The 23,287-nt window shown below is 39.8% G+C and carries 19 protein-coding genes and 3 pseudogenes; 4 read left to right on the top strand and 18 right to left on the bottom strand.

What is annotated here, in order from left to right; genetic code table 11:
• Window positions 1-131 (bottom strand): annotated as a pseudogene (locus N9I19_RS08185) (IS110 family RNA-guided transposase); the annotation flags it as partial.
• Between the two features lie 104 nt (window positions 132-235).
• On the opposite strand from N9I19_RS08185, the gene N9I19_RS08180 reads away from it, so the two are divergent.
• The 3 genes and pseudogenes from N9I19_RS08180 to N9I19_RS25205 form a co-directional block, all read left to right on the top strand.
• Window positions 236-526 carry a hypothetical protein gene (locus tag N9I19_RS08180; RefSeq protein ID WP_317777461.1) on the top strand — a complete coding sequence of 97 codons (291 nt, stop codon included), beginning with the start codon at window positions 236-238 and terminating at the stop codon, window positions 524-526.
• A gap of 45 nt (window positions 527-571) precedes the next feature.
• Window positions 572-1,486, top strand: coding sequence for a VanW family protein (locus N9I19_RS08175; RefSeq protein WP_317777460.1), 915 nt, complete (start codon window positions 572-574; stop codon window positions 1,484-1,486).
• Between the two features lie 133 nt (window positions 1,487-1,619).
• Window positions 1,620-1,803 (top strand): annotated as a pseudogene (locus N9I19_RS25205) (helix-turn-helix transcriptional regulator); the annotation flags it as partial.
• A 495-nt stretch (window positions 1,804-2,298) separates the two neighbouring features.
• On the opposite strand, the gene N9I19_RS08170 reads toward N9I19_RS25205, so the two are convergent.
• From N9I19_RS08170 to sdaAB, 10 genes and pseudogenes are all read right to left on the bottom strand, one after another.
• A complete protein-coding gene (locus N9I19_RS08170; RefSeq protein WP_317777459.1) occupies window positions 2,299-2,715 on the bottom strand; it encodes a site-specific integrase in 417 nt (138 codons plus the stop codon).
• Between the two features lie 2,129 nt (window positions 2,716-4,844).
• Complete coding sequence (locus N9I19_RS08165) at window positions 4,845-4,988, bottom strand: nitronate monooxygenase (RefSeq protein ID WP_317777458.1); 144 nt, start codon at window positions 4,986-4,988, stop codon at window positions 4,845-4,847.
• Window positions 4,989-5,255: 267 nt separating this feature from the next.
• The gene (locus tag N9I19_RS08160) at window positions 5,256-7,142 is read right to left on the bottom strand and encodes a sigma-54-dependent Fis family transcriptional regulator (RefSeq protein ID WP_317777457.1); all 1,887 of its coding nucleotides are present in this window, start codon (window positions 7,140-7,142) and stop codon (window positions 5,256-5,258) included.
• A gap of 222 nt (window positions 7,143-7,364) precedes the next feature.
• Window positions 7,365-8,141 (bottom strand): annotated as a pseudogene (locus N9I19_RS08155) (acetoin reductase).
• A 31-nt stretch (window positions 8,142-8,172) separates the two neighbouring features.
• On the bottom strand, window positions 8,173-9,555 hold the full coding sequence (gene lpdA / locus N9I19_RS08150) for a dihydrolipoyl dehydrogenase (protein ID WP_317777456.1): 1,383 nt from the start codon (window positions 9,553-9,555) through the stop codon (window positions 8,173-8,175).
• 17 nt (window positions 9,556-9,572) lie between these two features.
• On the bottom strand, window positions 9,573-10,793 hold the full coding sequence (locus N9I19_RS08145) for a dihydrolipoamide acetyltransferase family protein (protein WP_317777455.1): 1,221 nt from the start codon (window positions 10,791-10,793) through the stop codon (window positions 9,573-9,575).
• An 87-nt stretch (window positions 10,794-10,880) separates the two neighbouring features.
• Entirely contained in the window at window positions 10,881-11,915 is a 1,035-nt protein-coding gene (locus N9I19_RS08140) for an alpha-ketoacid dehydrogenase subunit beta (protein WP_061463204.1), read from the bottom strand.
• Window positions 11,916-11,937: 22 nt separating this feature from the next.
• Entirely contained in the window at window positions 11,938-12,930 is a 993-nt protein-coding gene (locus tag N9I19_RS08135; RefSeq protein ID WP_317777454.1) for a thiamine pyrophosphate-dependent dehydrogenase E1 component subunit alpha, read from the bottom strand.
• Window positions 12,931-13,551: 621 nt separating this feature from the next.
• The gene (sdaAA, locus tag N9I19_RS08130) at window positions 13,552-14,427 is read right to left on the bottom strand and encodes an L-serine ammonia-lyase, iron-sulfur-dependent, subunit alpha (RefSeq protein ID WP_317777453.1); all 876 of its coding nucleotides are present in this window, start codon (window positions 14,425-14,427) and stop codon (window positions 13,552-13,554) included.
• Between the two features lie 34 nt (window positions 14,428-14,461).
• On the bottom strand, window positions 14,462-15,124 hold the full coding sequence (sdaAB, locus tag N9I19_RS08125; protein ID WP_317777452.1) for an L-serine ammonia-lyase, iron-sulfur-dependent subunit beta: 663 nt from the start codon (window positions 15,122-15,124) through the stop codon (window positions 14,462-14,464).
• A gap of 286 nt (window positions 15,125-15,410) precedes the next feature.
• Here sdaAB and N9I19_RS08120 point away from each other — a divergent pair, with 286 nt between their 5' ends.
• Window positions 15,411-15,665, top strand: a complete 255-nt coding sequence (locus N9I19_RS08120) for a hypothetical protein (RefSeq protein WP_317777451.1) — start codon at window positions 15,411-15,413, stop codon at window positions 15,663-15,665.
• A gap of 179 nt (window positions 15,666-15,844) precedes the next feature.
• On the opposite strand, the gene purU is transcribed toward N9I19_RS08120, so the two are convergent.
• The 7 genes from purU to gcvH all read right to left on the bottom strand — a co-directional run bounded on the left by purU (window position 15,845) and on the right by gcvH (window position 23,209).
• Complete coding sequence (gene purU / locus N9I19_RS08115; protein WP_317777450.1) at window positions 15,845-16,714, bottom strand: formyltetrahydrofolate deformylase; 870 nt, start codon at window positions 16,712-16,714, stop codon at window positions 15,845-15,847.
• Between the two features lie 321 nt (window positions 16,715-17,035).
• Window positions 17,036-18,433: a dihydrolipoyl dehydrogenase gene (gene lpdA, locus N9I19_RS08110; protein WP_317777449.1), complete on the bottom strand. Its 1,398-nt coding sequence runs from the start codon at window positions 18,431-18,433 to the stop codon at window positions 17,036-17,038.
• A gap of 111 nt (window positions 18,434-18,544) precedes the next feature.
• Complete coding sequence (locus N9I19_RS08105; RefSeq protein ID WP_317777448.1) at window positions 18,545-18,856, bottom strand: iron-sulfur cluster biosynthesis family protein; 312 nt, start codon at window positions 18,854-18,856, stop codon at window positions 18,545-18,547.
• A gap of 38 nt (window positions 18,857-18,894) precedes the next feature.
• Window positions 18,895-19,773, bottom strand: coding sequence for a lipoyl synthase (gene lipA / locus N9I19_RS08100; RefSeq protein WP_317777447.1), 879 nt, complete (start codon window positions 19,771-19,773; stop codon window positions 18,895-18,897).
• Window positions 19,774-19,982: 209 nt separating this feature from the next.
• The gene (gene gcvPB, locus N9I19_RS08095; protein WP_317777446.1) at window positions 19,983-21,467 is read right to left on the bottom strand and encodes an aminomethyl-transferring glycine dehydrogenase subunit GcvPB; all 1,485 of its coding nucleotides are present in this window, start codon (window positions 21,465-21,467) and stop codon (window positions 19,983-19,985) included.
• Window positions 21,460-22,812, bottom strand: coding sequence for an aminomethyl-transferring glycine dehydrogenase subunit GcvPA (gene gcvPA / locus N9I19_RS08090; protein ID WP_317777445.1), 1,353 nt, complete (start codon window positions 22,810-22,812; stop codon window positions 21,460-21,462). Before gcvPA ends, gcvPB begins: the two co-directional genes overlap by 8 nt.
• Before the next feature lies 1 nt (window position 22,813).
• Entirely contained in the window at window positions 22,814-23,209 is a 396-nt protein-coding gene (gene gcvH, locus N9I19_RS08085) for a glycine cleavage system protein GcvH (RefSeq protein WP_317777444.1), read from the bottom strand.
• Window positions 23,210-23,287: the final 78 nt, after the last annotated feature.

Genomic DNA, 23,287 nt, shown 5'->3' with positions numbered 1-23,287 from the left:
ACCACAATGCCCCGATAGTTTACAGCACGGGCCACGTGTACGTGTTGGGCAATATCCACACCAACAACTAGATGTTGCTCCGTAATTCTCTCAATTAGTTGATTTTGTTTGTTTTGCATTTTAAAATTCATAGTAGGGCTTCCTCCTTAAGGTTTTGAGTTAGATTGGTCTCTATACTCGTATCTTACTGAGGGGCTCTATTTTTTTCAAACCTGATATTTAACGATCTACAGGAATGCTAATACGTATTTTTACCATTGCCCTTAATCAAGAAAATCAAAAATTATTAGCAATGACCTTATCAAATCCGAGTCATCCTAATCGTGTCAATAAACTTGTTAAAGATATTACATATTTTGGAGTAGTTGACCCTTTAAAACAACCGCCTGAACAACCAAATTCAAGAGCTATTTATAAGAAGAGAGAAGGTAAAGAAATAAAGGTTATGCATTTTATGATCCGAAGGGAAAGTTTGACTGATCGTTGGTTTATTGATCAAGATTTGCTCTATGAAGACTTAAAATAGGAGTTGTGAAGTGAGGTGCAGTAATATAAATGGGGGTGCATTCAATTGAGATTAACATGGATTGCCGGAATTTTACTATTCGTTCAACAAGTGAATATATCTGAAAGCTTATCGGTAACCCATGAAGGACGAACGATTGCCAATGTCAACCATACTGATATTACTATACCTTTACTAGATGTTCCTATCATGGACGTGGATAAATACAATCAATTTGTCAAAAAAATAGACCAACAAGTGTACCAGAAACCTGTAAATGCCACAATAGACAAACAAGGTAATATTCTTCCTGGGCGGGTAGGTTACAAGCTATACCATCAAGCATTTAATGAGCAATTATTTTATTCCTTTTTGCACAGAAGTAGAGCATACAAACTAGAAGTACCTTTGCTTGCTATTCATCCAAAAGTTGACAGCGAATTACTTGCGGAGATTCGTGAAAAAAAGATAGGTGAATATAGAACCTATTTTAATGTGAACAACAAAAATCGTTCAAATAATATCTCACTTGCTACAGAAGCCATTAATAATTATGTCGTGTTTCCAGGAGAGGTGTTTTCTTTTAACCAAGCCGTTGGCAAGAGATCAGAAGATAAAGGATATTTGCTCGCTCGAGTTATCGTTAAAGGAGAGTTTTCTGAAGGGATTGGTGGAGGGATTTGTCAGGTGTCATCCACCCTATTTAATGCTATCGACAATGCAGGGTTGCAAACAACTCAACGCTATTCCCATACTAGGAGCGTTCCGTATGTTCCATCTGGCCGCGATGCTACAGTAAGCTGGTATGGTCCTGATTTTAGTTTTAAAAACAAGTACAATCAACCTATTCTAATCCAAGCTACAACGCAAGGAGGAATGGTAAGTATCATGATTTACTCTTCAGAAATGATTAATTATAAGACACGAAAAGTTCCCGCCGCTTCAAATCAGCTATCAAAAGAACAAATTTACCGTTCGTAAAAATACACTTTTACGAACGGGTTACTTTTTTATAAAATCCACATTTTTAAAGTCCGTATTATGTAAACAATTTTCACGAATTTGTTTACATAATAGTGAGTATCACAAGAAATATCAAAAGAAAGAAATTGATACCTCTATAAGTATTAGGCGCTATATTCTTCTTAGAAGATTGTATCCACGGAAGATTAGCAAATAACAGGAAGATAATTGACGTTGCCTTTGATTACGATTATTCTTCGCACGAAGCATATAGCAGAGCCTTTAACAAGACCGGGGAATGGTGTAGAATGAATGTTTCTAGAAAAGTACGCCTTAAATGATGAAGAGAAAACGGGTAAGCGGGTAAGCCAGCCCGTTCTAGAATCTCCTTAAATAATTTGCAATCCACGAAGATTTAAAGGCTTATTTTTTTGAAAGGCTCTTTTCGTAAAGATTGTTTTTTTAAAAACGAAACTATTTAAGGTTGATTGGAGCGGAAGTGCGAGACTCCTGCGGGAGCAGCGGGACAGGTGAGACCCCACAGGCGTTTACGCCGAGGATGCTCACCGCCCGCCCCGCGGAAAGCGAGCATCTGGAGGGGGAATCAACCACAACTCACTACCTGGTAAATAGCAACAAAGTATGTGAAAACAGCCTTTTGAAAAGATCGGTTCACTGTAATGTTTTTGCTGCTCCAAAAGGGTTTCTTGATAATCTTGAAATAACGGTAAGACAATAGGATGAAGGGGGAGGAGGCGTTCTTTTCTCCCTTTGCTTTCTAAATTAACTTGCTCCCATATTAAATATTAAATCCACTAATTCCTGACGTCTCATTCCTGTTGTTGCGTGTAGTTTAAACATTGATTCCTTCCTAATTCTTGCGGTTGCGGATCATGTTCTAAATAGGTAAATAATTTGTGAAGCTCCTGTAAGGTCATATATTTAGGTAATTTCTTATCTGCTTTAGGTGCTTGAATACCTGCTGTGAAGTCAGACTTCATGTAATTTTCTTTTAAACAATATTCACTAAATGATTTTAAGCACGAAATGCGGCGTTGTAGCGTTCTTGGCTTAATACCATGATTAATGACCTGATCTTGCACAAAACGACGCACACTGGACGATGTGAGATCATCTAAGTCCAATGATCGGTTGTTAGCAGTTAAAAACTCACCGTAGAGCTTTAAATCGAATGCGTAACTAGTTAATGTGTTCAAGGAGTAATTTTTCTCAACTTCTAAGTACATGAGATAAGCATCCGAAGCTTGAACGTAATTCAAAATTATCAGACCTACTGGGAATTATTCAGTCCAACCCAAGGAAGTATGTTCGAAACCATTAATTATGAGACCTAGCCGACTTATAGAAAGATCCCCGAGTGTTATTAGAAGTAGCATTGAATATTATAGTCAACTTGAACCAAGTTAGGGGACAAGAATGAATCTTATGAGAACTTGAAGCTGTGACCACTTGGTACTATTATGTTTGTTTCTAGTTTACATAATATATATTATAGGAAGTAGTGTTTTAATTATTATTTTTATCTCATATCTTAAGAATACTTAACTTAGTGAGACGAATATTGAATTTTCGATTCTAACAATCCAAAATTCATCTCATTCTAATTACTAATTAAATAGCAAAAAAATTTAAATGACTGTCGTTATATTATCATCTAATTTAAAAAGATTTTTAATCTTTATTAAAAATTGACGGTTTATAATGAATTAAATTAATTATATTCAATGTCATTTAATTGGCTATTTTTTAGTTGTTCCTTATAATTTTCTGTTAATTGATATATAATGTGATTTTTTCGCGAAGAATTATTTTATACATACAAGTCAATTCACTCTCTGGATATCTAAATGCTTCGTTATAGAAATTACCTCTATTTTATGCTGTCCCTTTGTGTAGAAAACGGAAACGCCTTCTCTTTCTCCCTTTTTCAATCCATTCGCTTTAAGGACTTATTCATAACCATATGATATGCCGTTTTCTTCCGACGACCTTTACCACTCATAAATATTTTCCCGTGTTCATTTTCCAGTACAAGCTTAGCATTTTTAGGTACAGGGAACTCATATAAACCTTCTGTAGTTTCGTATAGTGATAAATTAATGAAATATTAAATTATTCCCCCACCTATCAAAAGCGCAGTTATAGCTAGTGTCCAACCAATCTTTTCCTTCATTTTGCTTATCCTTTTCTTTCATAGACCCTTTTTTAAGCCGAGAAATACGATTCAATATCTACATATTCTATGCAAACGGTACATTTCCTATATAACCATCCTGCCTCTCCTCGTTTTATTATATTGATATATAAATATAATGGAGAAATGAGAAAAATCACGGGGTTACATTCTGATTAAATTATACAAATATAATTTAATTTTACGACAAATCTCTCCAATGTACCGCTTTCCTACCAAAAATAATCATAAGGTCGTCTATAGCCACATGATTCCCTCCAGTCGTTAAAATATAAGAATTAGCCATTAAATATCGAATCCGTTCTGTTATTAATAAGATTACATACAGCTTTAATTCCATACTTACTCAAATGGAATTTATATCGTGTATTTCCGTTACGATTAATTTCATTTTTTTATTTAGGATAAAGTTCAGCAGCTTAAAGAGCATAGTAAGATTAATATGACAGTCTTGATCCATTAACTTAACAAGTTCTAGCACATTTATCTTGGTAAAATAATAATTGGTAGCTATTTTAAACTGTGCCCATTTATTTTTAAGTGAGTGATTATATATTACAATTGGTCTTTACTTGCCTAGATATTTGCTTGCATACATCGGAATAATACATAGCTAGCTCAGTTACATAACTAGGACTTCCTTATTTAAGTAAATAGCAAGGTTATTGGCATAATTAATATATTCCCTTTTATTTATGCCAATAAAGTTACTGAGAAGCTTTTAAATTGAATTTGCACGACATTTAATGCTTTTTAGGAGTCTCCATATAAATGTTATGTTTTATATTAAGGTAGTGAAGATTGTTGGTAGCTCCTTCACATTCATTACATCAATTACGTAGCTGTATGTCGTTAGAAGCCTAAGAACAATATACATCAGAAAAAAATGGAACATGGAATCACTTGTGATCTCATGTTCCATTTTGAAATAATTCATGTTCAAATGGATTTGATCCGGCTTTGGATGAATTCAAACGAGATTGTTGCTTCTTGGACGATTTGTTTTAAAAATTCTTTGACGGCAATTACTTTTTTTATCAGTCCCACTTTCAAGTTTCTCCTCTTCTTTACTGACGGCATTTAATGCTATACGCTAAGGACTGCCTATGTTCCGTTGAATGACAACCGTATCCATTTCATTGACTGGTACCATCCTGTTCTTCACGTTGCCATAAAGCGAGTTCCTACCATGACAATACCTTCAGCCCCGAGTGATAAGGCACAAATAAGGCCTCTGCCATTCGAAAATCCTCCGCCTGCTATTACAGGTGTCAATGGCTCAAGGGAGCATGACAGGGTGTCCATCTGTTTCATTCCCGACAATAATACTGGAAACGACCCCCAACTTCTCTGCCGGCATTGCTTTTTTTGACACTCTTATGTATCAAGGTAAAGCCGTGCTCATTCAGTTTGGGCATTAAACTCTCTTGACTTCTTCAACCGTTTCGACAATTTTCAAATCTTCATCTATTAAAATATCAAAGAATAATTCAGTCATTCTCGTTTAATTGACCCCTTTCAATTTTCAGGGATTTCCCTTAATCCTTTCTTACATAATGTACATTGCCCTGTCTATAAACCATACTTATGGAGCCGCTTGTAAAATGTACTTCTTGGTATATCCATAAACTTTGCTGCAGCGGTGACATTTCCTCTTGATCTTTGTAATGCCTCTAACATTAGATTCCGTTGGATTTTTTCACGGATCGACAGTTCATTCCCCTTGATGCATTTTTTACCGCCTTCCTTCAATGAAGGGATATCATCATGCCGGGCAATGGGCAGTGAATGCATGGAATTCAACACTTGAATATAATCCAGAGGTCCTTCCGCGAGTAAGATGGTCAATCGCTGGAGTACATTCTGTAGCTCCCTTATATTGCCTGGCCAATTGTAATCCTTTAATCGCTTCAATAACTCTTCCGTTAATGGAATATTCCAATCATTCTTTAAACACAAGTAGTTGACTAGATAAGGAATGTCTTCGATTCTTTCCCTTAAGGAGGGTACATGAATGGGGTAAACGTTCAATCGATAATATAAATCTTGACGAAAGGACCCATCATTGACAAGCTCTTCAAGATTACGGTGTGTTGCAGTGATAATGCGAATATCTAATGAAATGCTTTTGGTACCACCGATCGGAACGATTTTTCTTTCCTGAAGTAAACGCAGTAAGGCAACTTGCATTGCTAGTGGGATTTCACCAATTTCATCAAGAAAAATGGTCCCTCCATTCGCCTGCTCGAACTTCCCTTTGTGCCCTTGCCGTTTAGCCCCTGTAAATGCGCCATCAACATAACCGAATAGTTCACTCTCCATTAAATCTTTAGGGATGGCTCCGCAATTTATAGTGATGAACGGTCCATTTTTTCGAGAGCCATTTTCATGGATAGCCATGGCAATAAGCTCTTTTCCGACCCCAGTTTCACCAAATATGCACACATTAGCTTCTGTCGGTGCAACAAGCTTCATTTTCTGCAATGTGTTTTGAAAGGATTCACTAATCCCGCTTTCTCCCTTGAAGTCAAACACTTCAGATGGCATTGAAGCAGGAAAAAGCCTATTGGTTTTATGAGCATGATTTTCAGATAAGAATAAACACTTACCGGAAATCCTATTATCTTCTTTAGATAGAAGCAGGTTTTCCTTAACGATTCGATAGCCATGATTTAATAGATCGGCCAATGCCATGCCAATGGATTGAGGGATTTTTTTGCGAACCAGTTTGCTGGCGGATATGATCATTTCTTTATGATTACAAACGATAAAGAAACGATCTGGATAGGTTTCTGCAAGTTCTATTGAGTGCTGGATCAGTTCCAGCTCCTTTTTATAGGAACGCACTCCCATTTCCTGTTCGATCGTATACGCTAAATTGGCTACCATCCCCAGCATGGAAGGATGGGAATATTCTACTGGACACGATATATCCAAAACGCCTAATATCTTCCCGTCTTCATTTAAAATGGGCATAGCAGAGCAACTCCATTTATGTGAAGCAATGGAATAGTGTTCAGTACCTTGGATCATGACGGCTTCACCCGTTTTCAAAGCTGTTCCAATTGCGTTCGTTCCGACCTCACCCTCCGTCCAGCGTACACCCTCCACAAAATTTATTTTGCCTGCCTCATTGAGGATTTTCTCGTTTCCGGAAAGTGATAGGACATATCCATCGGGATCGACTAATAAAGCCATCATTCCCGATTCTTTTATAGATTGATTCATCCTTGATAATTGGGGTGATGCCAATTCTAATAGGAATGAGTTTTTTTCCTTTTGAATGTCCAATAATTCACTTGTCAATATGTGCTTGCCTTTATTAAGGTACGGGTTGACTTGATCTTTTTTGCAACGATGCCAAGATTCCATTATTCGCTTGTTCAGACGATTTGAATCTAGAACACCTTCACTGATAAAGCGTTCCCATGTACGTAGATAACAACTAGTGGACAGCATATAATCCTCCTCTAATCATTTGGTTTGAACCTTCAAAAATGAAAATACACTTAGTAAATTTAGCGGAAAAATACCATGGAGTTATAAAAAAGGATGTTAATCGAGGTCCATTTAATTATAGTAGATTATGTATCCGCTTACAATATATTGATTGAGTTTACTAAAAAAGCTTCATGTGATTATTCACATGAAGCTTCTCTATCGATCCTTATATTTGCTAGCTTATGAAAAAAGGACACCCCCATCAATCATGATGGATTGACCTGTCATATAATCAGAATCAGGTGAAGCAAGATATGATACGAACTTGGCAACATCTTCTGGGGTTTCGGAGCGTCCTAAGGTTATGGAATCAGTAAACTTTTTGAATGTTTCCCCTTTTTCAAGATTCATATAATGCCCCATTTTTTCATCGATTAAATCCCACATTTGCGTCCCGACAATTCCTGGACAGTATGCATTCACCGTGATGCCAAACTGGGCCAATTCCTGTGCTGCCGCTTGTGTAAGGGCTCTCACGGCAAATTTTGTGGCTGAGTATGTACCAAACAAGCTAAAGCCTTTAAAACTGGCAATGCTGGCAGCACTAATAATTTTCCCGCCTTCTTGCTTTTTCATTTGTTCAGCAGCGGCTTGCAGGCAATAAAGGACACCATTGACATTTATCTTGAAAATCTGTTCAAGGTCTTCTTGAGTTACTTCCAATAACGGCTTTATTTGAGCAACTCATGCATTTGAAACCATTACATCCAGTTGTCCAAAACGTTCCACCACTTGATCAACCATTTCGAATACTTCCCGTCTATTGCTTACATCTGCTTTAATGGCAAAGCTTTCACGTCCAAGTTCCCTAATCTCATTTACGACCGATTTTGCCGTTTCCAGATTGACGTCGTTAATCACCACATTCAATCCATCTTGAGCTAATCTTAAAGCAATGGCAGGTCCGATACCACGTCCTGCACCAGTGACTACCGCCGTTCGATGACCGCTAGCCATACAAAATCCCCCTTATGTTACATGAATAGTTTTAAGAATGTACTGCTTGACCTACAACATTTAAAAGAGCTTCATGGATGGATTCCGACAAGGTTGGATGCGCCGCCACTAAATCTTCCATCATTTCTGCCGTTATTTCCGCATGCAGCATGATTGTTCCTTGACCGATCAATTCCGTTGCATGTTGACCAACGATGGAAAAGCCTAAAATCTCATTATACTGAGGGTTTACAAGGACTTTGACCTTTCCTGCCGGTTTATTGGAAATGGCGGCTTTCCCATTTGCTGAAAAAGCAAACTCCCCAACATTAATCCCTCCATATTTTTTACGCGCTTCTCTTTCCGTCAAGCCTACACTGGCAATCTCCGGGGAGGTGTAAATGCAGCGAGGGATTGCCCGGTAATTAACTTGTGTAAATTGACCACAGGCATTCAGAGCCGCCACCCGCCCTTCATGAAAAGCAACATGGGCAAGTTGTATGCCCCCGATCACATCACCACAGGCATAAATTGATGGATTGCTTGTTTGCATTCGATCATTCACCGAGATGCCAATTCGGGAAAAATCAATACCGTTTCCCTCTAGGTTCATCCCGTGCACTCTTGGTTTTCTCCCTATTGATACGAGTACGTAATCAGCATGAAAATCTTCCAATTCCCCATTGCTTTTCTCCAAAAACACCGTCTTACTAGTTGAATTGATATTTTTTACAGATGTGGAGGTATGGACTGTCACGCCTTGGCTTTTCAATTCTTTATGCAAGATGCTCGAGATATCATCATCTTCCTCTGGAAGCAGCTTTTCCCCCATCTCGATAACGGTTACCTTGGTGCCCATCCTACTATAAATACTGGCAAATTCACATCCGATGACTCCGCCTCCGATAATTAGTAACGAAGCGGGAATAGCAGGAAGTGACATGGCTTGACCACTGTGGATGATCCATTCTCCATCAAACGGCGCAAAAGGTAATGGAATCGGTTCAGACCCAGTTGAAATGATGACCTTACTAGCTTCAATCTCTTCATTCTTATTTCCGTTCTCGATCCTCAGTCGATGGCTCGAAAGGATTGACGCTCTTCCCTGAATGACTTTTATTTTATTCTTTTTCATTAAATATTGAATGCCATTCACCAGTTTAGATACGACATCTTTTTTACGTTCCTGAACGGTTTCCCAATCGACTTCAATCGAATTGGGGGAGAGCCGAATTCCCATTTGGCCAGCATTTTTCACCAATTCATACGTATCGGCACTTTCCAATAGTGACTTCGTTGGCATGCACCCTTCGTTTAAACAGGTTCCACCTAATGGCCCGTCGACTACCAATATGACCTCCTTATCCTGCTGGGCAGCAGTGATTGCCGCTACATACCCAGCCGGACCTCCGCCTATAATGGCTATACGATTCAAGTGTTTTCCCTCCCTTTCTATAAAATCACGGTGATCGGCTCTTCTAAATACCTTTTTAGTGTTTGTAAAAAGGCAGAAGCAGGTGCTCCGTCGAGTACACGGTGATCAAAAGTTAAACTGAGTGGCAAGATTGTTCTTCTTTCCAATTCATCGCCAATATAAAGCGGGGTATCGTAAGCAGATCCAATCCCAAGTATCCCTGTTTCCGGTGTATTCAGAATCGGTGTAAAGTGCTCAACTCCGTATGCCCCCAGGTTACTGATGGTAAAAGTTGACCCTTGCATGTCTTCACTAGGCAATTGACCGTCACGTGCACGCCTAGCCAGTTCCTTACCCTTTTTCGATAAATGTCTTATGGTACAACTTTCGGCGTTTCTTATGACCGGAACAACAAGCCCCTTCTCCAAGGCCACTGCTAATCCAAGATGTATATGCTCATAAAAATGGATATTATCTTCAATATAAGCACTATTCATTTTAGGATGCTCTTTTAGTGCAAGTACGACAGTTTTGGCAACAAAGTCCGTTATCGTCAGTTTAGTTGATTCATGTCTTTGTAGGATTTCATTGGCTTGTTTTTGCAGTATGACTAAATCGGTGACATCAACCTTCATCGTGAGAGTTAATTGGGCACTGTTTTGCAAGCTCTCCTTCATACGCTTGGCAATGATTTTCCTCATTCCTGACACTGGAATTTGCTGTGGACTTTCTAAAGGATGTTGGGGGTCCTCTATTCTTTCTTCTTTATTTACTGACTTGGAATCCCTTTTCTCCATTTCTTTCTGTACATCATCTTTAGTGATTCTTCCGCCTGGTCCTGTACCTTGTATCTTCTCAATATCAAGATTGGCTGCCTGTGCCATTTTTCGTGCAATTGGGGTGATCAATAATCGGTCCCCCTGTGGCAAAATGGGTGACTCTTTGGTTTTCGGCTTTTCTTGTTCATCAATTTCCAAATCGATTTTTTCAGCAACAGGTTCTTTAATCATAATTTTTTCGTTCGGATTTCCAATGTGACAGATAACGGTTCCTGGGGGTACACCTTGTCCTTCTTGAACAGCTATGTTCAAAATGGTACCTTCCGTTGGAGATTCGATATCCATTTCTATTTTCTCCGAATTGATGCTGGCTATTGCTTCACCTTTTTCGACCGAATCCCCAACCTCCTTACTCCATAACGAAACAGTGCCTTCTTTCATTGCCATGCCCAATTTTGGCATTACCACTTCGACCGCCATATCTTTTTTCTCCCTTCAGATTGGTTTCTGTGTCCATTATTGGTTTGCTTGCTCCGGCTTATAAAGCTGGAGCATCATACTATTGAATTACACCCCAAGAATGGATGGCTCCCCCAATAACTCCGAAACGACCTGTATCACTTTTTCCGATGTTGGAAGGTAAATATCTTCTAGCGGAGGAGAAAAAGGTACAGGTGTATGTGGAGCTGTAATCTTTTTTATTGGCGCATCGAGCGTGTCAAATCCCTTATCCGCAACCAATGCGGCAATATCCGTTGCCATGCTGCATCTAGGATTCGCTTCATCCATCACGATCAAACGATTTGTTTTTGCCACAGAGGAGAGGATCGATTCTTCATCCAGCGGTGACAAGCTCCTTGGATCTACAATCTCAATTTCAATTCCTTTCGCTGCAAGTTTTTCAGCAGCCTCCATTGCCGTGTGAACTTGTTTACCGATGGCAACGACCGTCAAATCCGAGCCATTCCTTTTAATTTCGGCTTTGCCGATCGGGATTGTATAATAGCCTTCTGGGACCTCTCCTACCATGTTATATAGCGTTTTATCTTCAAAAAAGATGACTGGATCATTATCTTCAATGGCTGATAGCAAGAGCCCTTTTGCATCATATGGGGAAGATGGAACGACCACCTTTAATCCAGGAATGCTTGTAAACAAGGCATAAAGGCTTTGTGAATGCTGAGCTGCAGCCCTGAATCCTGCACCATGCATCGTACGGATCGTCACAGGAACTTGTGCTTTCCCCCCAAACATATAACGGAACTTAGCACCTTGATTCAATACTTCATCTAAACAGCTGCCAATGAAATCGTTGAACATTAACTCGGCAATCGGTCGTAAACCTGTTGAAGCGGCTGCCATTGCCGCTCCCATATAACCTGCTTCTGCAATGGGTGTATCGAGGATCCTGTCCCGGCCAAACTCTTGAACCAATCCCTTTGTGACACCTAAAACGCCACCCCATGCTTCGTCATCCTGCAGATGATCAACTTCAGCACCGCCCGCTACATCCTCTCCCATAAGGATGACATTTTCATCTTTTCTCATTGCAATGGCCATTGCTTCATTTATCGCTTGTGACATACTGATTTTTCTACTCATCTAAAATTCCTCCTTTTTTAGTTTAATAGGATACATACACATCTTTTAATAAATCGGATTCCTCTGGATACGGGCTTTCTTCACTGAACTTTACTGCCTCTTTAATAGATTCCTCAACGGCACTCTCAAGAGAAACCAATTCTTTTTCCCCCAGCAAATTCTGATTCAGTAAGTAATTCCGAAACAGGGCAATCGCATCTTTCTCTTGTTTATGCTCCTTTTTGTCTAGTTCATTTTTATATTTCTGTGCATCTCCCTCGAAGTGTCCATAATTACGATAAGTAACGCATTCGATTAATGAGGGTCCTTCTCCCCTGCGAGCTCTCTGAACGGCTTCTTCAGCAGCCTTATACACAGCCATTACATCTTTCCCATCCACCCGGGCACCTGGGATATTGTAGCTAATCGCACGATCGGCTATCGTTTTACAGCTAGAAGCATAGTTGAAAGGCGTTGCTTCCCCATACCCATTATTTTCAGCGATGAATATAACAGGTAACTTCCAGATTGCCGCCAGATTTATGCCTTCATGGAATGTCCCATGATTATTGGCACCATCACCAAAAAAACAAACACTAACATGATCAGTCTTTTTATATTTGGCCGTCAATGCTGCACCGCATGCGAGCGGAAAGCCTCCACCGACTATCCCGTTCGCGCCTAACATCCCCTTATCGAGATCGGCAATATGCATGGAACCGCCTTTTCCTTTACAAAGCCCTGTCACTTTCCCATAGATTTCAGCCATCATCCCGTTTAGGTCGCATTCTTTTGCAATACAGTGGCCATGCCCCCTATGAGTGCTTGTAATGCTGTCTTTATCGGATAGGTGTGCACATACTCCTACAGCTACCGCCTCCTCCCCAGCATACAAATGGACAAAACCTGGTAAAATCCCCTTTGCAAATGATTCATGAACCTGGTCTTCAAATTTTCTTATTTCCAGCATTTTTTTGTACATCCAATAAGCTTTGTCTTGTGATAACTTCATTTCATTCTTTTGAACCGTTTCCATATTTCAGCCCCCAATCATTAATAATGAGTCAATGATCTATATTGCAAATAGTGTGCCAAAATGGAAGTTCGGTAAATTAGGACTTTTTCTATTTTCAGTCGAAACAAAACGAGACAAAATGAGATTGTTGTCTCGTTTTGTCTCGTTTTTTAAAAATATATTATCCCAATTCACTTACCACTGAAGTGAAAAGATGGTTTGAATGTGGAAGCAGTCTGTTTAAGGAACAAGCTCTTTATGCACCATTTACTTATATGCTAGTACTTACTTATGGGGCAAGTTAGTTAAAGTGGAACAAAATCTTCGTTTTATTAAGAAGCGCGTGCGTTCTATGTTGGGGTTCAAACAGTATCCTCTATATTGAGTTCATCCACCAAGTAATACGATTTTGATCGGATTCCGTCATCAAGGTTTGAAAATCAAAGGGTTTCAGTCCTACAATGCGAGTCCTCTGAAACCTGAAGGCTCCGTAACTGAAGCTAGGGTTCACCTTATATCCCTGATTAGTCATGAACAGGGTTCAATTTTGTACCTAGAGGTGACTTTGTTATTTCTCCAATGTATTGCAATACAGAGAACTTTTGAGGACAAGGATTTCATATCTGAGCTTAAGGTGTAGGTTTATTTATATGAACCGAAAATTTCCTTTGCCAATCTACGCCCAGTCGGAGTCGCAGCTAGGCCGCCCTCTGCCGTTTCACGAAGTGCAACTGGCATGGTCAATCCTATTTTATACATGGCGTCGATAACTTCGTCACATGGAATGCGGCTCGTAATGCCTGCAAGTGCCATATCAGCTGCCGTTATCGCGTTGGAAGCACCCATTGCGTTTCGTTTCACGCAAGGAACTTCGACCAATCCAGCAACTGGATCACAAACCAGTCCAAGCATATTTTTCAATGTGATCGCCATCGCTTCTGCGGCTTGGCTCGGTGTACCGCCGGCAAGTTCAACTATCGCAGCTGCCGCCATTCCACTTGCCGAGCCCACTTCTGCTTGGCAGCCACCAGCCGCTCCAGAAATGGAAGCGTTGTTTTCAACCACGAATCCAAAGGCAGCGGAGGTGAAAAGAAAATCAATCATTTCAGCTCGGGTTGGGTGTAATTTTTCTTTCACGGCAAATAACGTACCGGGAACTACTCCAGCAGAACCGGCAGTTGGAGTTGCACATATCACTCCCATTGCTGCATTGACTTCGTTCGTCGCAACGGCTTTACTGACGGCATCCAGTAGCAAGTTGCCCCCGAGTGCCTTGCCTGTTTTGATATAATTTTGCAAAAGAACGGCATCCCCGCCGGTTAGACCTGTAACGGATTGCACACCTTTAAGACCTCTCTCAACCGCTTGCTCCATCACTGTCAAATTCCTGTCCATCTTTTCAATGACCTGTTCTCTCGACAGGCTTGAAAACTCCATTTCTTGTAAAATCATGATTTCCGCGATTTTTACATTTTTACTTTCAGCAAGTTCAACCAACTCTGTTACATTTCGGAACATGTTTTTACCTCCATATCTGTGCCCACACTTTTAATCATTCAACCATCCTTATGACTTGCGACACGTTTTCCAAACTTTCAATTTCCTTCATGACATCGCTCTTGATTTTCTGATCGACTTCAATCACCATGAGAGCCATTTGACCTTTTTCTTTACGTGAAACTTCCATATGCCCAATGTTAATTTCATGATTGGCTAAAACCGTTGAAACGGAAGATATAATTCCATAAACATCGTTATGTACCACTAAAATAGCTGGGTTTTCACCTGACAATTTTAGCTTGAACGTATTCAACTCTGTTATTTCTATCGTTCCGCCGCCTATCGAGATCCCAACAAGTTCTAATTCTTTACTTTCGTCGAACAGTCTGATTTTGACTGTATTAGGATGATCCATCACCGTATCCTCGATTATAAAGGTAACTTCCATACCCGCTTCTTCCGCTATCGTCAATGAAGTGGGAATTCGTTCATCATCCGTATCGAAATCCAAAATTCCGCCTACGACAGCAACATCCGTACCATGTCCCCTGTATGTTTTTGCAAAAGAACCATATAAAGAAATGATGGCTTTCTTCGGTTGCTTTTCGAATAATGTCCGTGCTACTCTGCCGATTCTGGCAGCTCCTGCTGTATGTGAGCTCGAAGGTCCAATCATGACGGGACCGATTATATCGAATGCAGATCTATATTTCATCGTGTAATGCCCCTTTTCTGGGAAAAGATTTGTTTAACCGCCTTCATATGCCGCTTTTTGTTCTAATTCGCCGTTATTTGTGAAACGGTCCTAATCTTTTAATTCTGAACACGATTAGCAAAGGAAACCTACCGCAGCTCCCACAACTGCACATAGCCCAGATGTGATCGTTGCCTTTACAGGATAATGGAAGCCACACATAACTTCCAACCCTGCGATTGGTGTGGCCCGTCCCGGTTACATGTTCAAAAAGTATGGAAAAAGCTCTACAAGACGAGAACTTCCCTTGAGCAAGTCAATGCTTAAAAAGAGTTCTTTTAACTATAATAATTTCAGTTATCGAACAGGCGAAAAAGGTAAAATACATGTCGATTTTACGATGCTTATTTATATTTATAATGCTCAGAAATTAGCAGTGAATCGCCTCAATCAACAAATGCACAAAATGAATCAAGCTGTTTTTCGTTTAAGTAAACGTGGCAAAACTTTTATGGAATTGATTTCAATTATAATAGAGATTGAGATGTGGGCATTAATATAGGAATAGGTATAAATAGTAATGATGTCGCGTTGAGATATGACAAAATACTACCAAGAAAGAGTATTTTGTCTGCTCTAATAGATTAGTAGAGAAAAATCTTTAAAAATATTGGAAAAATAATAAGTTCCTCAATTATCTTTAAAGTTTATCTCCTATCATTGAACATCATAATATTGTATTTAATCAAACACGATTGTTTTATTACCATGAATAATAACTCTATCTTCAATATGCCAAGAAACAGCTTGGGCAAGAACCTGTCTTTCCACATGACTTCCGGTAACCTTTAATTCTTCGATTGTATGTCTATGATTAACCCGCTTTACATCTTGCTGAATAATGGGTCCTTCATCAAGATCATTCGTAACATAATGAGCAGTTGCTCCAATTAACTTAACACCACGGTTATAGGCCCTCGCATAAGGATTTGCACCGACAAATGCCGGTAAGAAAGAATGATGGATGTTAATAATTTGATTTGGGAACTCCGATACAAATGTAGGGGAAAGAATTTGCATATATCTAGCCAAGGCAATAAAGTCTGCTTTCCCTTTCAATAGATCCAGTGCTTTCTGTTCTGCTTGTTGCTTCGTTTCATTAGCTAAAGGAATATGATAATAAGGGATGCCATAACTTTCTACTATTTTTTTTAAATCAGGATGATTACTGATCACCATCGGAATTTCCACTGGAAGTTCATTCGATTTCCAACGCCATATAAGCTCCATAAGACAGTGATCCATTTTGGATACAAAGATAGCCATTCGTTTTCTTTTATTATTACCGCTTAAGTTCCATTCCATCGCATAAGCCTGGGCCAGCACATGTAAGTCCTCTTCAAGTTTTGCATAGGAAGCATCAAAGTCGTTTAAATCAAATTCGATCCTCATAAAAAACATACCTGCTTGTGGATCCGTCGTATGTTGGTCAAAATGAACAACATTTGCTCTGCTTTCTAATAAAAGGTTAGATACAGCTGAGATAATACCTGGTTTCTCTGGACAAGATATTAATAATTTAGCACGGTTAACATTCACTTCTTTATACAATGGTCTCTCACCATCCTTTAGATTTGTAATTAAAATATGTAAAAACTTTCGAATTCAGAAGGGGTGGCTAAACTCTACCGCTATAGGTGTCCGAACAATACCGTTACTACACTTTCATTTCTAGCAATCTTGAACTACGGTGAGAGGGACGATAGACCTTAAAATTTTTTTACTGACAGACGCTTCCGCTTCCGCGATTTAACATCTCCGGTTTTCATAGTGAAACTACTTGATACTTAATATCGAACTTCTCCCACCTATCATATGGTTCGCCTCCCCTTAAGGAAGAAGTATTCAACTCTTCTTTTAATATTTTTATATCTATGAGTGTATTTCCTTACCATATACAGCTAGGGCAGCTTCCCCAATTGCTTCCGCTAATGTAGGGTGAGGGTGTATCGTATGCGCAATATCCATAGCTGTTGCATTTAATACTCGTGCAAGACCAACTTCTGAAATCATATCGGTTACATGTGGCCCAACCATATGCGCTCCTAACAACTTACTAGACTCTTGTTCAACAACGAGTTTGACAAAACCATCTGATTCACCAAAAACAAGAGCCTTTCCAATCGCACGGAAGGAGAACTTTCCTGTTTTTACTTGATATCCTTTCTCCTTCGCATCCTCTTCTGTTAAGCCTACACTAGCTACCTCTGGGTTACTATATATGCATTTTGAAACAAGAGTTTGATCAAGTGGCACAGGGTTTTCTCCTGCCATATGTTCAATTGCGATGATCCCTTCGTGTGAAGCAACATGGGCAAGCTGTAATCCTCCAATCACATCTCCAATTGCATAAATGTTTGGCTCATTCGTTTGATAATACTCATTTGTTTGAATAACACTCTCGACTTCAACTTTGGTATTTTCAAGGTGAATGCCTTCTATGTTTGCTAATCTTCCGACAGATACTAATAATTTTTCTGCTGAAAATGTCGTGTCTTTCCCTTTATATACCGCCTTTATAGAGACACCGTCACCTTTTTCCAACGATTCTGGAAGTACCTTTGCCCCTGTTACGATTTTCACACCTTTTTTCTTCATTAGTCGCTGTACTTCCTTTGAAATATCTTTATCTTCTGTCGGTAAAATGCGCTCGGCATACTCAATCACAGTCACTTCTAATCCAAAGTCAATAAGCATCGAAGCCCATTCTATTCCAATAACACCGCCGCCGACAATAATGATGGAATTTGGGAGCTCTTTCATTTGTAGCGCTTCATCCGATGTCATCACATATTCGCTATCTGCTTCTAGGCCGGGTAATGTCCTTGGACGAGATCCTGTAGCTATTAAAATATTTCGAGAGCTTAATATTGTTTCCCGTTCATCATGAATCAGTCTCACTAAAACATCTTTTGACTGTAAAATACTTCCTTTCCCTTCAAACACATCTATTTTCCCTTTTTTCATTAAATGTTGTACACCTTTAAATAAGCGTTCTGTTATTTCTTCTTTTCTGGCCTGTACTTTTGAGAAGTCCAGTCCAACTTCCGGTGCAATAACACCAAATTTATCTGCATTTTTTGCATTCGAATATACCTCTGCACTTCTTAATAATGCTTTACTTGGAATACAACCTGCATGAAGGCATGTTCCACCAAGTTTTCCTTGTTCAACTACCGCCGTTTTTAATCCTAATTGAGACGCACGAATGGCCGCAACATATCCACCGGTGCCGCCACCGATGATAACAACGTCATATTTTTGATTCACCTAATACATCCCCCTTTTGTTTTCATAACCATGAATATATGGATAGTGTAAGAAAACAACTAACATATTAAACACGATCTATTCTATTAATAGGTAAGCCGTGACGATTCTTTAATTTATTTCAATGGCACATGCACTGGATGCAAAGCTTTTTCCAACAATAAAGCCACTATCTTCTATATAATCAATTTGTGTTTCTTCATTTAAATAGCGTTTTGTAAAATGATCTAATCTAAGCTGAAGTCCCTCATATTCAATAATTGCATCGTTTCGGCGGGGTTCATCCAATAAGAGGGAGAACTTCACCGACAGCCCGCAGCCGCCGGCAATATCAGCGTCAATGCGAGGAATTTGGGCACCCTTACATGTCATTTCCTTCAGTTTATTCATGGCTGCCTCTGTTATTTTTATTTTGACTATCATCTGATTCTCCCCTTTCTTAATGGTTTATTGAAAAATGATTACGCATTAACCTTAGTTGCCCGAACTTGTTCATCTGCATGATAGGAGGAGCGAACAAGCGGACCGGATTCGCAATGACTAAACCCTTTTGACATGGCAATGTTTTTCAGTTCTTCAAACTCTTCTGGGCTCCAATATTTTTCGACCTTTAAATGTCGTTTAGTAGGCTGCAAATATTGACCAATAGTCATGATGTCCACATCATTAGCGCGAAGATCATCCATTGTTTCCATAATTTCTTCTTTTGTTTCTCCTAGACCAATCATGATGCTTGATTTCGTCGGGATAGTGGAATTCATTTGCTTTGCCCGCCTTAAAAACTCTAGTGAACGTTCGTATGTTGCACGTGCACGAACTCTGGGAGATAAGCGTTTTACTGTTTCAATGTTGTGATTCAAAATATCTGGCCTTGCATCCATTAATGTTTTTAAGTTGTCATATTCCCCATTCAGATCCGAGGGGAGAACTTCAATGCTGCAAAATGGATTTTGCCGCCTCACTGCCTTTACGGTTTCTGCAAATACTTCTGCTCCGCCGTCTTTTAAATCATCACGAGCAACAGCGGTAATCACCGCATGCTTTAAGTTCATTTGCTTTACTGATTCTGCGACACGTTCGGGCTCTTCCCAATCAAGCTCTGATGGTAGCCCTGTTTGAACTGCACAGAATCTGCAAGCCCGCGTACATACACTTCCTAAAATCATGAAAGTTGCCGTTTTTCGTACCGCCCAGCATTCATGAATATTAGGACATCTTGCTTCTTCACAAACAGTATGAAGTTTTTTTTCACGCATCATTTTCTTTAAGCCTGTATATTGTTCATTCGTATTTAATTTAATTTTAAGCCATTCTGGTTTACGAAGATCAGTGATGGACATTTTATTTCTCACTCCTATGAGCAGATGTAATTTTAGCTTTAAATAGGTTGATCAATAGGGCTAAAAAAAGGCCGATTGAGTTTCTCCATTGCTCTGTCTTTTTAGTTCTCAATATCCTTTTTAAACACGCTTATGAAACCACCTAGAATGAAATATTGAGATTCTTTTCTTTATAATCCATCCTTGGTGGTCCATGTTCAATCATTCATTTATGACGTTACCGTTGCTTCCTCTACTACTTCCTCTTTGGAATAACGCAAGATTGGTTGTCTAGCTGCTTGGACCTCATCCAATCGCCCAATCACCGTAGTATGTGGTGCGTCTAAAACTACCCCAGGGTTTTCTTCTACTTCTTTGGCAATTTGAATCATTACATCCGCAAATGCATCGAGTGTTTCTTTCGACTCTGTTTCTGTCGGTTCAATCATCAAACATTCCTCTACATTTAACGGGAAATAGATGGTCGGCGGATGGTAGCCGAAATCTAGCAGACGTTTTGCCATATCAAGTGTTCTTACACCCAGCTTTTTCTGCCTGGATCCGGATAGGACAAATTCATGCTTGCAAATTTGTGAATATGGCGCTTCAAAGTATGGCTCTAATCTTTTACGAAGGTAATTAGCATGAAGCACGGCACTTTCTGATACTTGGCGCAGCCCTTCTGGACCCATCGTGCGAATATACGTATACGCCCGCAAGAGAATTCCGAAGTTTCCATAATACCCTTTTACCCTTCCGATAGAGTGCGGATAATTAGCGTTCAGCACATATTTATCACCTTCTTTTTCTATGCGCGGCACTGGCAAGTAAGGAATAAGTTTCTCTTTCACACCGACAGGACCTGCCCCTGGTCCGCCACCTCCATGAGGCGTAGTAAATGTTTTGTGCAGATTTAAGTGCACGATGTCAAAGCCCATTTGACCTGGTGTTGTTTTACCTAAAATGGCATTGGCATTCGCTCCGTCATAGTATAATAGGCCCCCTGCTTCATGAACAACCTGAGCAATTTCCACAATTTCTTTTTCAAAAAGTCCAAGGGTATTCGGATTTGTCAACATTAGCGCAGCTGTATCAGATCCCACATGTTTCTTTAATTCTTCTAGGTCAACTAATCCATTTTTATCGGATGGAATCGTGATCGTTTGAAAACCAGCAACACTTGCACTTGCAGGATTTGTACCGTGCGCTGAGTCTGGAACAAGTACTTTCGTTCTGGTTTCACCTTTTTGAGCATGATACGCCTTAACCATCATTAAACCTGTCCATTCCCCTTGAGCCCCTGCGGATGGCTGTAATGTTACAGCATCCATTCCTGTAATGACGGCTAGCTCTTCCTGTAATTCATATAAAACTTCTAATGCACCTTGTACTGTTTCAACGGGCTGATATGGATGAATGCGGCTAAAGCCTTCCAACCGTGCCACATCTTCATTTATTTTCGGATTGTACTTCATCGTACAAGAACCCAGTGGATAGAATCCATTATCGATTCCATGGTTTTTATTTGAGAGCGCTGTGTAGTGGCGGACAAGCTGCAACTCTGATACTTCTGGCAGCTCCGCCGGTTCGTCACGAATTAAATGCTTTGGAAATTTTTCATTTATATCAACATAGTCAACGTCACTATCCGGAATACTTGAACCTACCCGTCCTGGACGACTTATTTCAAAAATTAACTCATTATATTCAACCATTTACAATCGCCTCCAAAGCATCAACAAATTGGTCAATTTCTTCTTTTGTTCGCTGCTCAGTCACAGCTAGCAGCATTTTATTTTCAAAACCGTAATCACTTTCTAAATCAAATCCACCGATAATACCCGCCTTAAGAAGTTTTGCATTGACTTCCTTTACCGGACGAGGAAGCTCGACAACAAACTCATTGAAGAATGGTGCCTCATTGATTATGGTAAAGCCCTTCTGCTCTAGAGTTTTCGCCATGTAATCAGCTTTCTCAATGTTTAGCTGTGCCATTTGACGAATCCCTTGCTTACCAAGTGATGTCATACAAATAGAAGAGGCAAGAGCATTTAATGCCTGGTTGGAACAAATATTGGATAAGGCTTTATCACGGCGAATATGCTGTTCACGTGCTTGAAGTGTTAACACAAATCCACGCTGTCCTTTTTCATCTGCTGTTTGGCCTACAATGCGTCCTGGGATTTTGCGCATGAGTTTTTTATTTACCGCAAAATAGCCGCAGTGCGGACCGCCAAAGGACATTGGGATTCCTAATGGCTGCATATCACCGATTACAATATCTGCCCCAAGTTTCCCAGGAGCCTGCAAGAGTGCTTGTGCAAGAGGATTGGCGCTTACGATTAAAAGGGCACCCTGTTCTTCCGCAATTTTCTTAATTGCTTTTATATCCTCAATGGAACCGAAAAAATTCGGATATTGAACAATTACGGCAGCAGTGTCCTTATCTATTTGTTCTTGCAGCTTCCCTAAATCTGTAACCTCATCAGCTAGGTTTACTTCCTCAGCTGTATATCCCGGGCCTCCTGCTACTGTATGTAAAATAGCCCTGGATTCAGGATGTACCGCTTTGGATACAAGAACTTTCGAACGTCTTGTAGATGCAACAGCAAGTGATGCAGCTTCTGCAAGCGATGTAAAACCATCGTACATGGAAGAATTAGCCACATCCATACCTGTCAACTCACAAACCATCGTTTGAAATTCAAAAATTGCTTGTAATTCACCTTGACTGATTTCCGGTTGGTAAGGTGTATAGGCTGTGTAAAATTCGGAGCGTGAAATCATATGGTTTACCACACTTGGAATGTAATGATCATATGTACCCGCGCCTAGGAAAGTCGGGTAATGATTCGCATTTTTGTTTTTGATAGCAAGCTGGTTCATTCTTTTCACAAGCAGAGGTTCAGGAACCGCCTTTGGGATGTTTAGCTCACCCTGCAATCTGATTTCAGCTGGAATATCTCCAAATAACTCATCTATCGAAGAAATATTTAAAAATGTGAGCATCTCGTCTTGGTCTTGTTTCGTATCAGGAAGGTATCTATAAGTGGCTGTCATATTATTCCTCTCCTTCATTAGTAAATGCTTGATACTCATCTTCGTTTAGATGCGAGTCTAACTCTTCTGGATTGGACATTTCTACTTCGACTAACCACCCTGCTTCAAATGGATGCTCGTTAATCGTCTCTGGAGCGCCTTCTAACTCTTCATTTACAGTAACTACCGTACCTGAAACAGGTGAGTAAAGTTCGGAAACTGCTTTAACCGACTCGATCGTTCCCATCGATTCATTTACAGCTACTTCATCATCAATCGCTGGGTTTTCAACAAAGACGATATCACCTAACGCCTTTTGTGCATAATCAGTGATTCCAATACGTACACGATTTCCTTCTAATTGTTGTACCCACTCATGTTCTTTGCTATATCTAAAACTTGATATTACCTTCGTCATTGTATTTTCCCCTTTTCTTTTGGTTTTTTTCACTATTGCCATAATTCAGAATATAATTTAGATGATTTTACCCTTAGG

Origin of the sequence: Peribacillus sp. CSMR9, assembly GCF_033141925.1 — a bacterium.
GTDB classification, from domain to species: domain Bacteria; phylum Bacillota; class Bacilli; order Bacillales; family DSM-1321; genus Peribacillus; species Peribacillus simplex_A.
The sequence above is the reverse complement of the archived record's forward strand: the minus strand, read 5'-3'. Positions and strand labels throughout refer to the sequence as shown.

Bases quoted from the DNA above. Each gene is read 5' to 3' on its own strand.
- N9I19_RS08105 (WP_317777448.1), bottom strand. From the start codon at position 18,856: ATGATAGTCAAAATAAAAATAACAGAGGCAGCCATGAATAAACTGAAG.
- gcvPA (WP_317777445.1), bottom strand. From the start codon at position 22,812: ATGACAGCCACTTATAGATACCTTCCTGATACGAAACAAGACCAAGAC.
- N9I19_RS08145 (WP_317777455.1), bottom strand. From the start codon at position 10,793: ATGGCGGTCGAAGTGGTAATGCCAAAATTGGGCATGGCAATGAAAGAA.
- N9I19_RS08140 (WP_061463204.1), bottom strand. From the start codon at position 11,915: ATGAGTAGAAAAATCAGTATGTCACAAGCGATAAATGAAGCAATGGCC.
- sdaAA (WP_317777453.1), bottom strand. From the start codon at position 14,427: ATGTTCCGAAATGTAACAGAGTTGGTTGAACTTGCTGAAAGTAAAAAT.
- N9I19_RS08160 (WP_317777457.1), bottom strand. From the start codon at position 7,142: ATGCTGTCCACTAGTTGTTATCTACGTACATGGGAACGCTTTATCAGT.
- N9I19_RS08170 (WP_317777459.1), bottom strand. From the start codon at position 2,715: ATGTACTTAGAAGTTGAGAAAAATTACTCCTTGAACACATTAACTAGT.
- N9I19_RS08180 (WP_317777461.1), top strand. From the start codon at position 236: ATGCTAATACGTATTTTTACCATTGCCCTTAATCAAGAAAATCAAAAA.
- N9I19_RS08135 (WP_317777454.1), bottom strand. From the start codon at position 12,930: ATGGAAACGGTTCAAAAGAATGAAATGAAGTTATCACAAGACAAAGCT.
- N9I19_RS08165 (WP_317777458.1), bottom strand. From the start codon at position 4,988: ATGGACACCCTGTCATGCTCCCTTGAGCCATTGACACCTGTAATAGCA.
- gcvPB (WP_317777446.1), bottom strand. From the start codon at position 21,467: ATGGTTGAATATAATGAGTTAATTTTTGAAATAAGTCGTCCAGGACGG.
- gcvH (WP_317777444.1), bottom strand. From the start codon at position 23,209: ATGACGAAGGTAATATCAAGTTTTAGATATAGCAAAGAACATGAGTGG.
- lipA (WP_317777447.1), bottom strand. From the start codon at position 19,773: ATGTCCATCACTGATCTTCGTAAACCAGAATGGCTTAAAATTAAATTA.
- sdaAB (WP_317777452.1), bottom strand. From the start codon at position 15,124: ATGAAATATAGATCTGCATTCGATATAATCGGTCCCGTCATGATTGGA.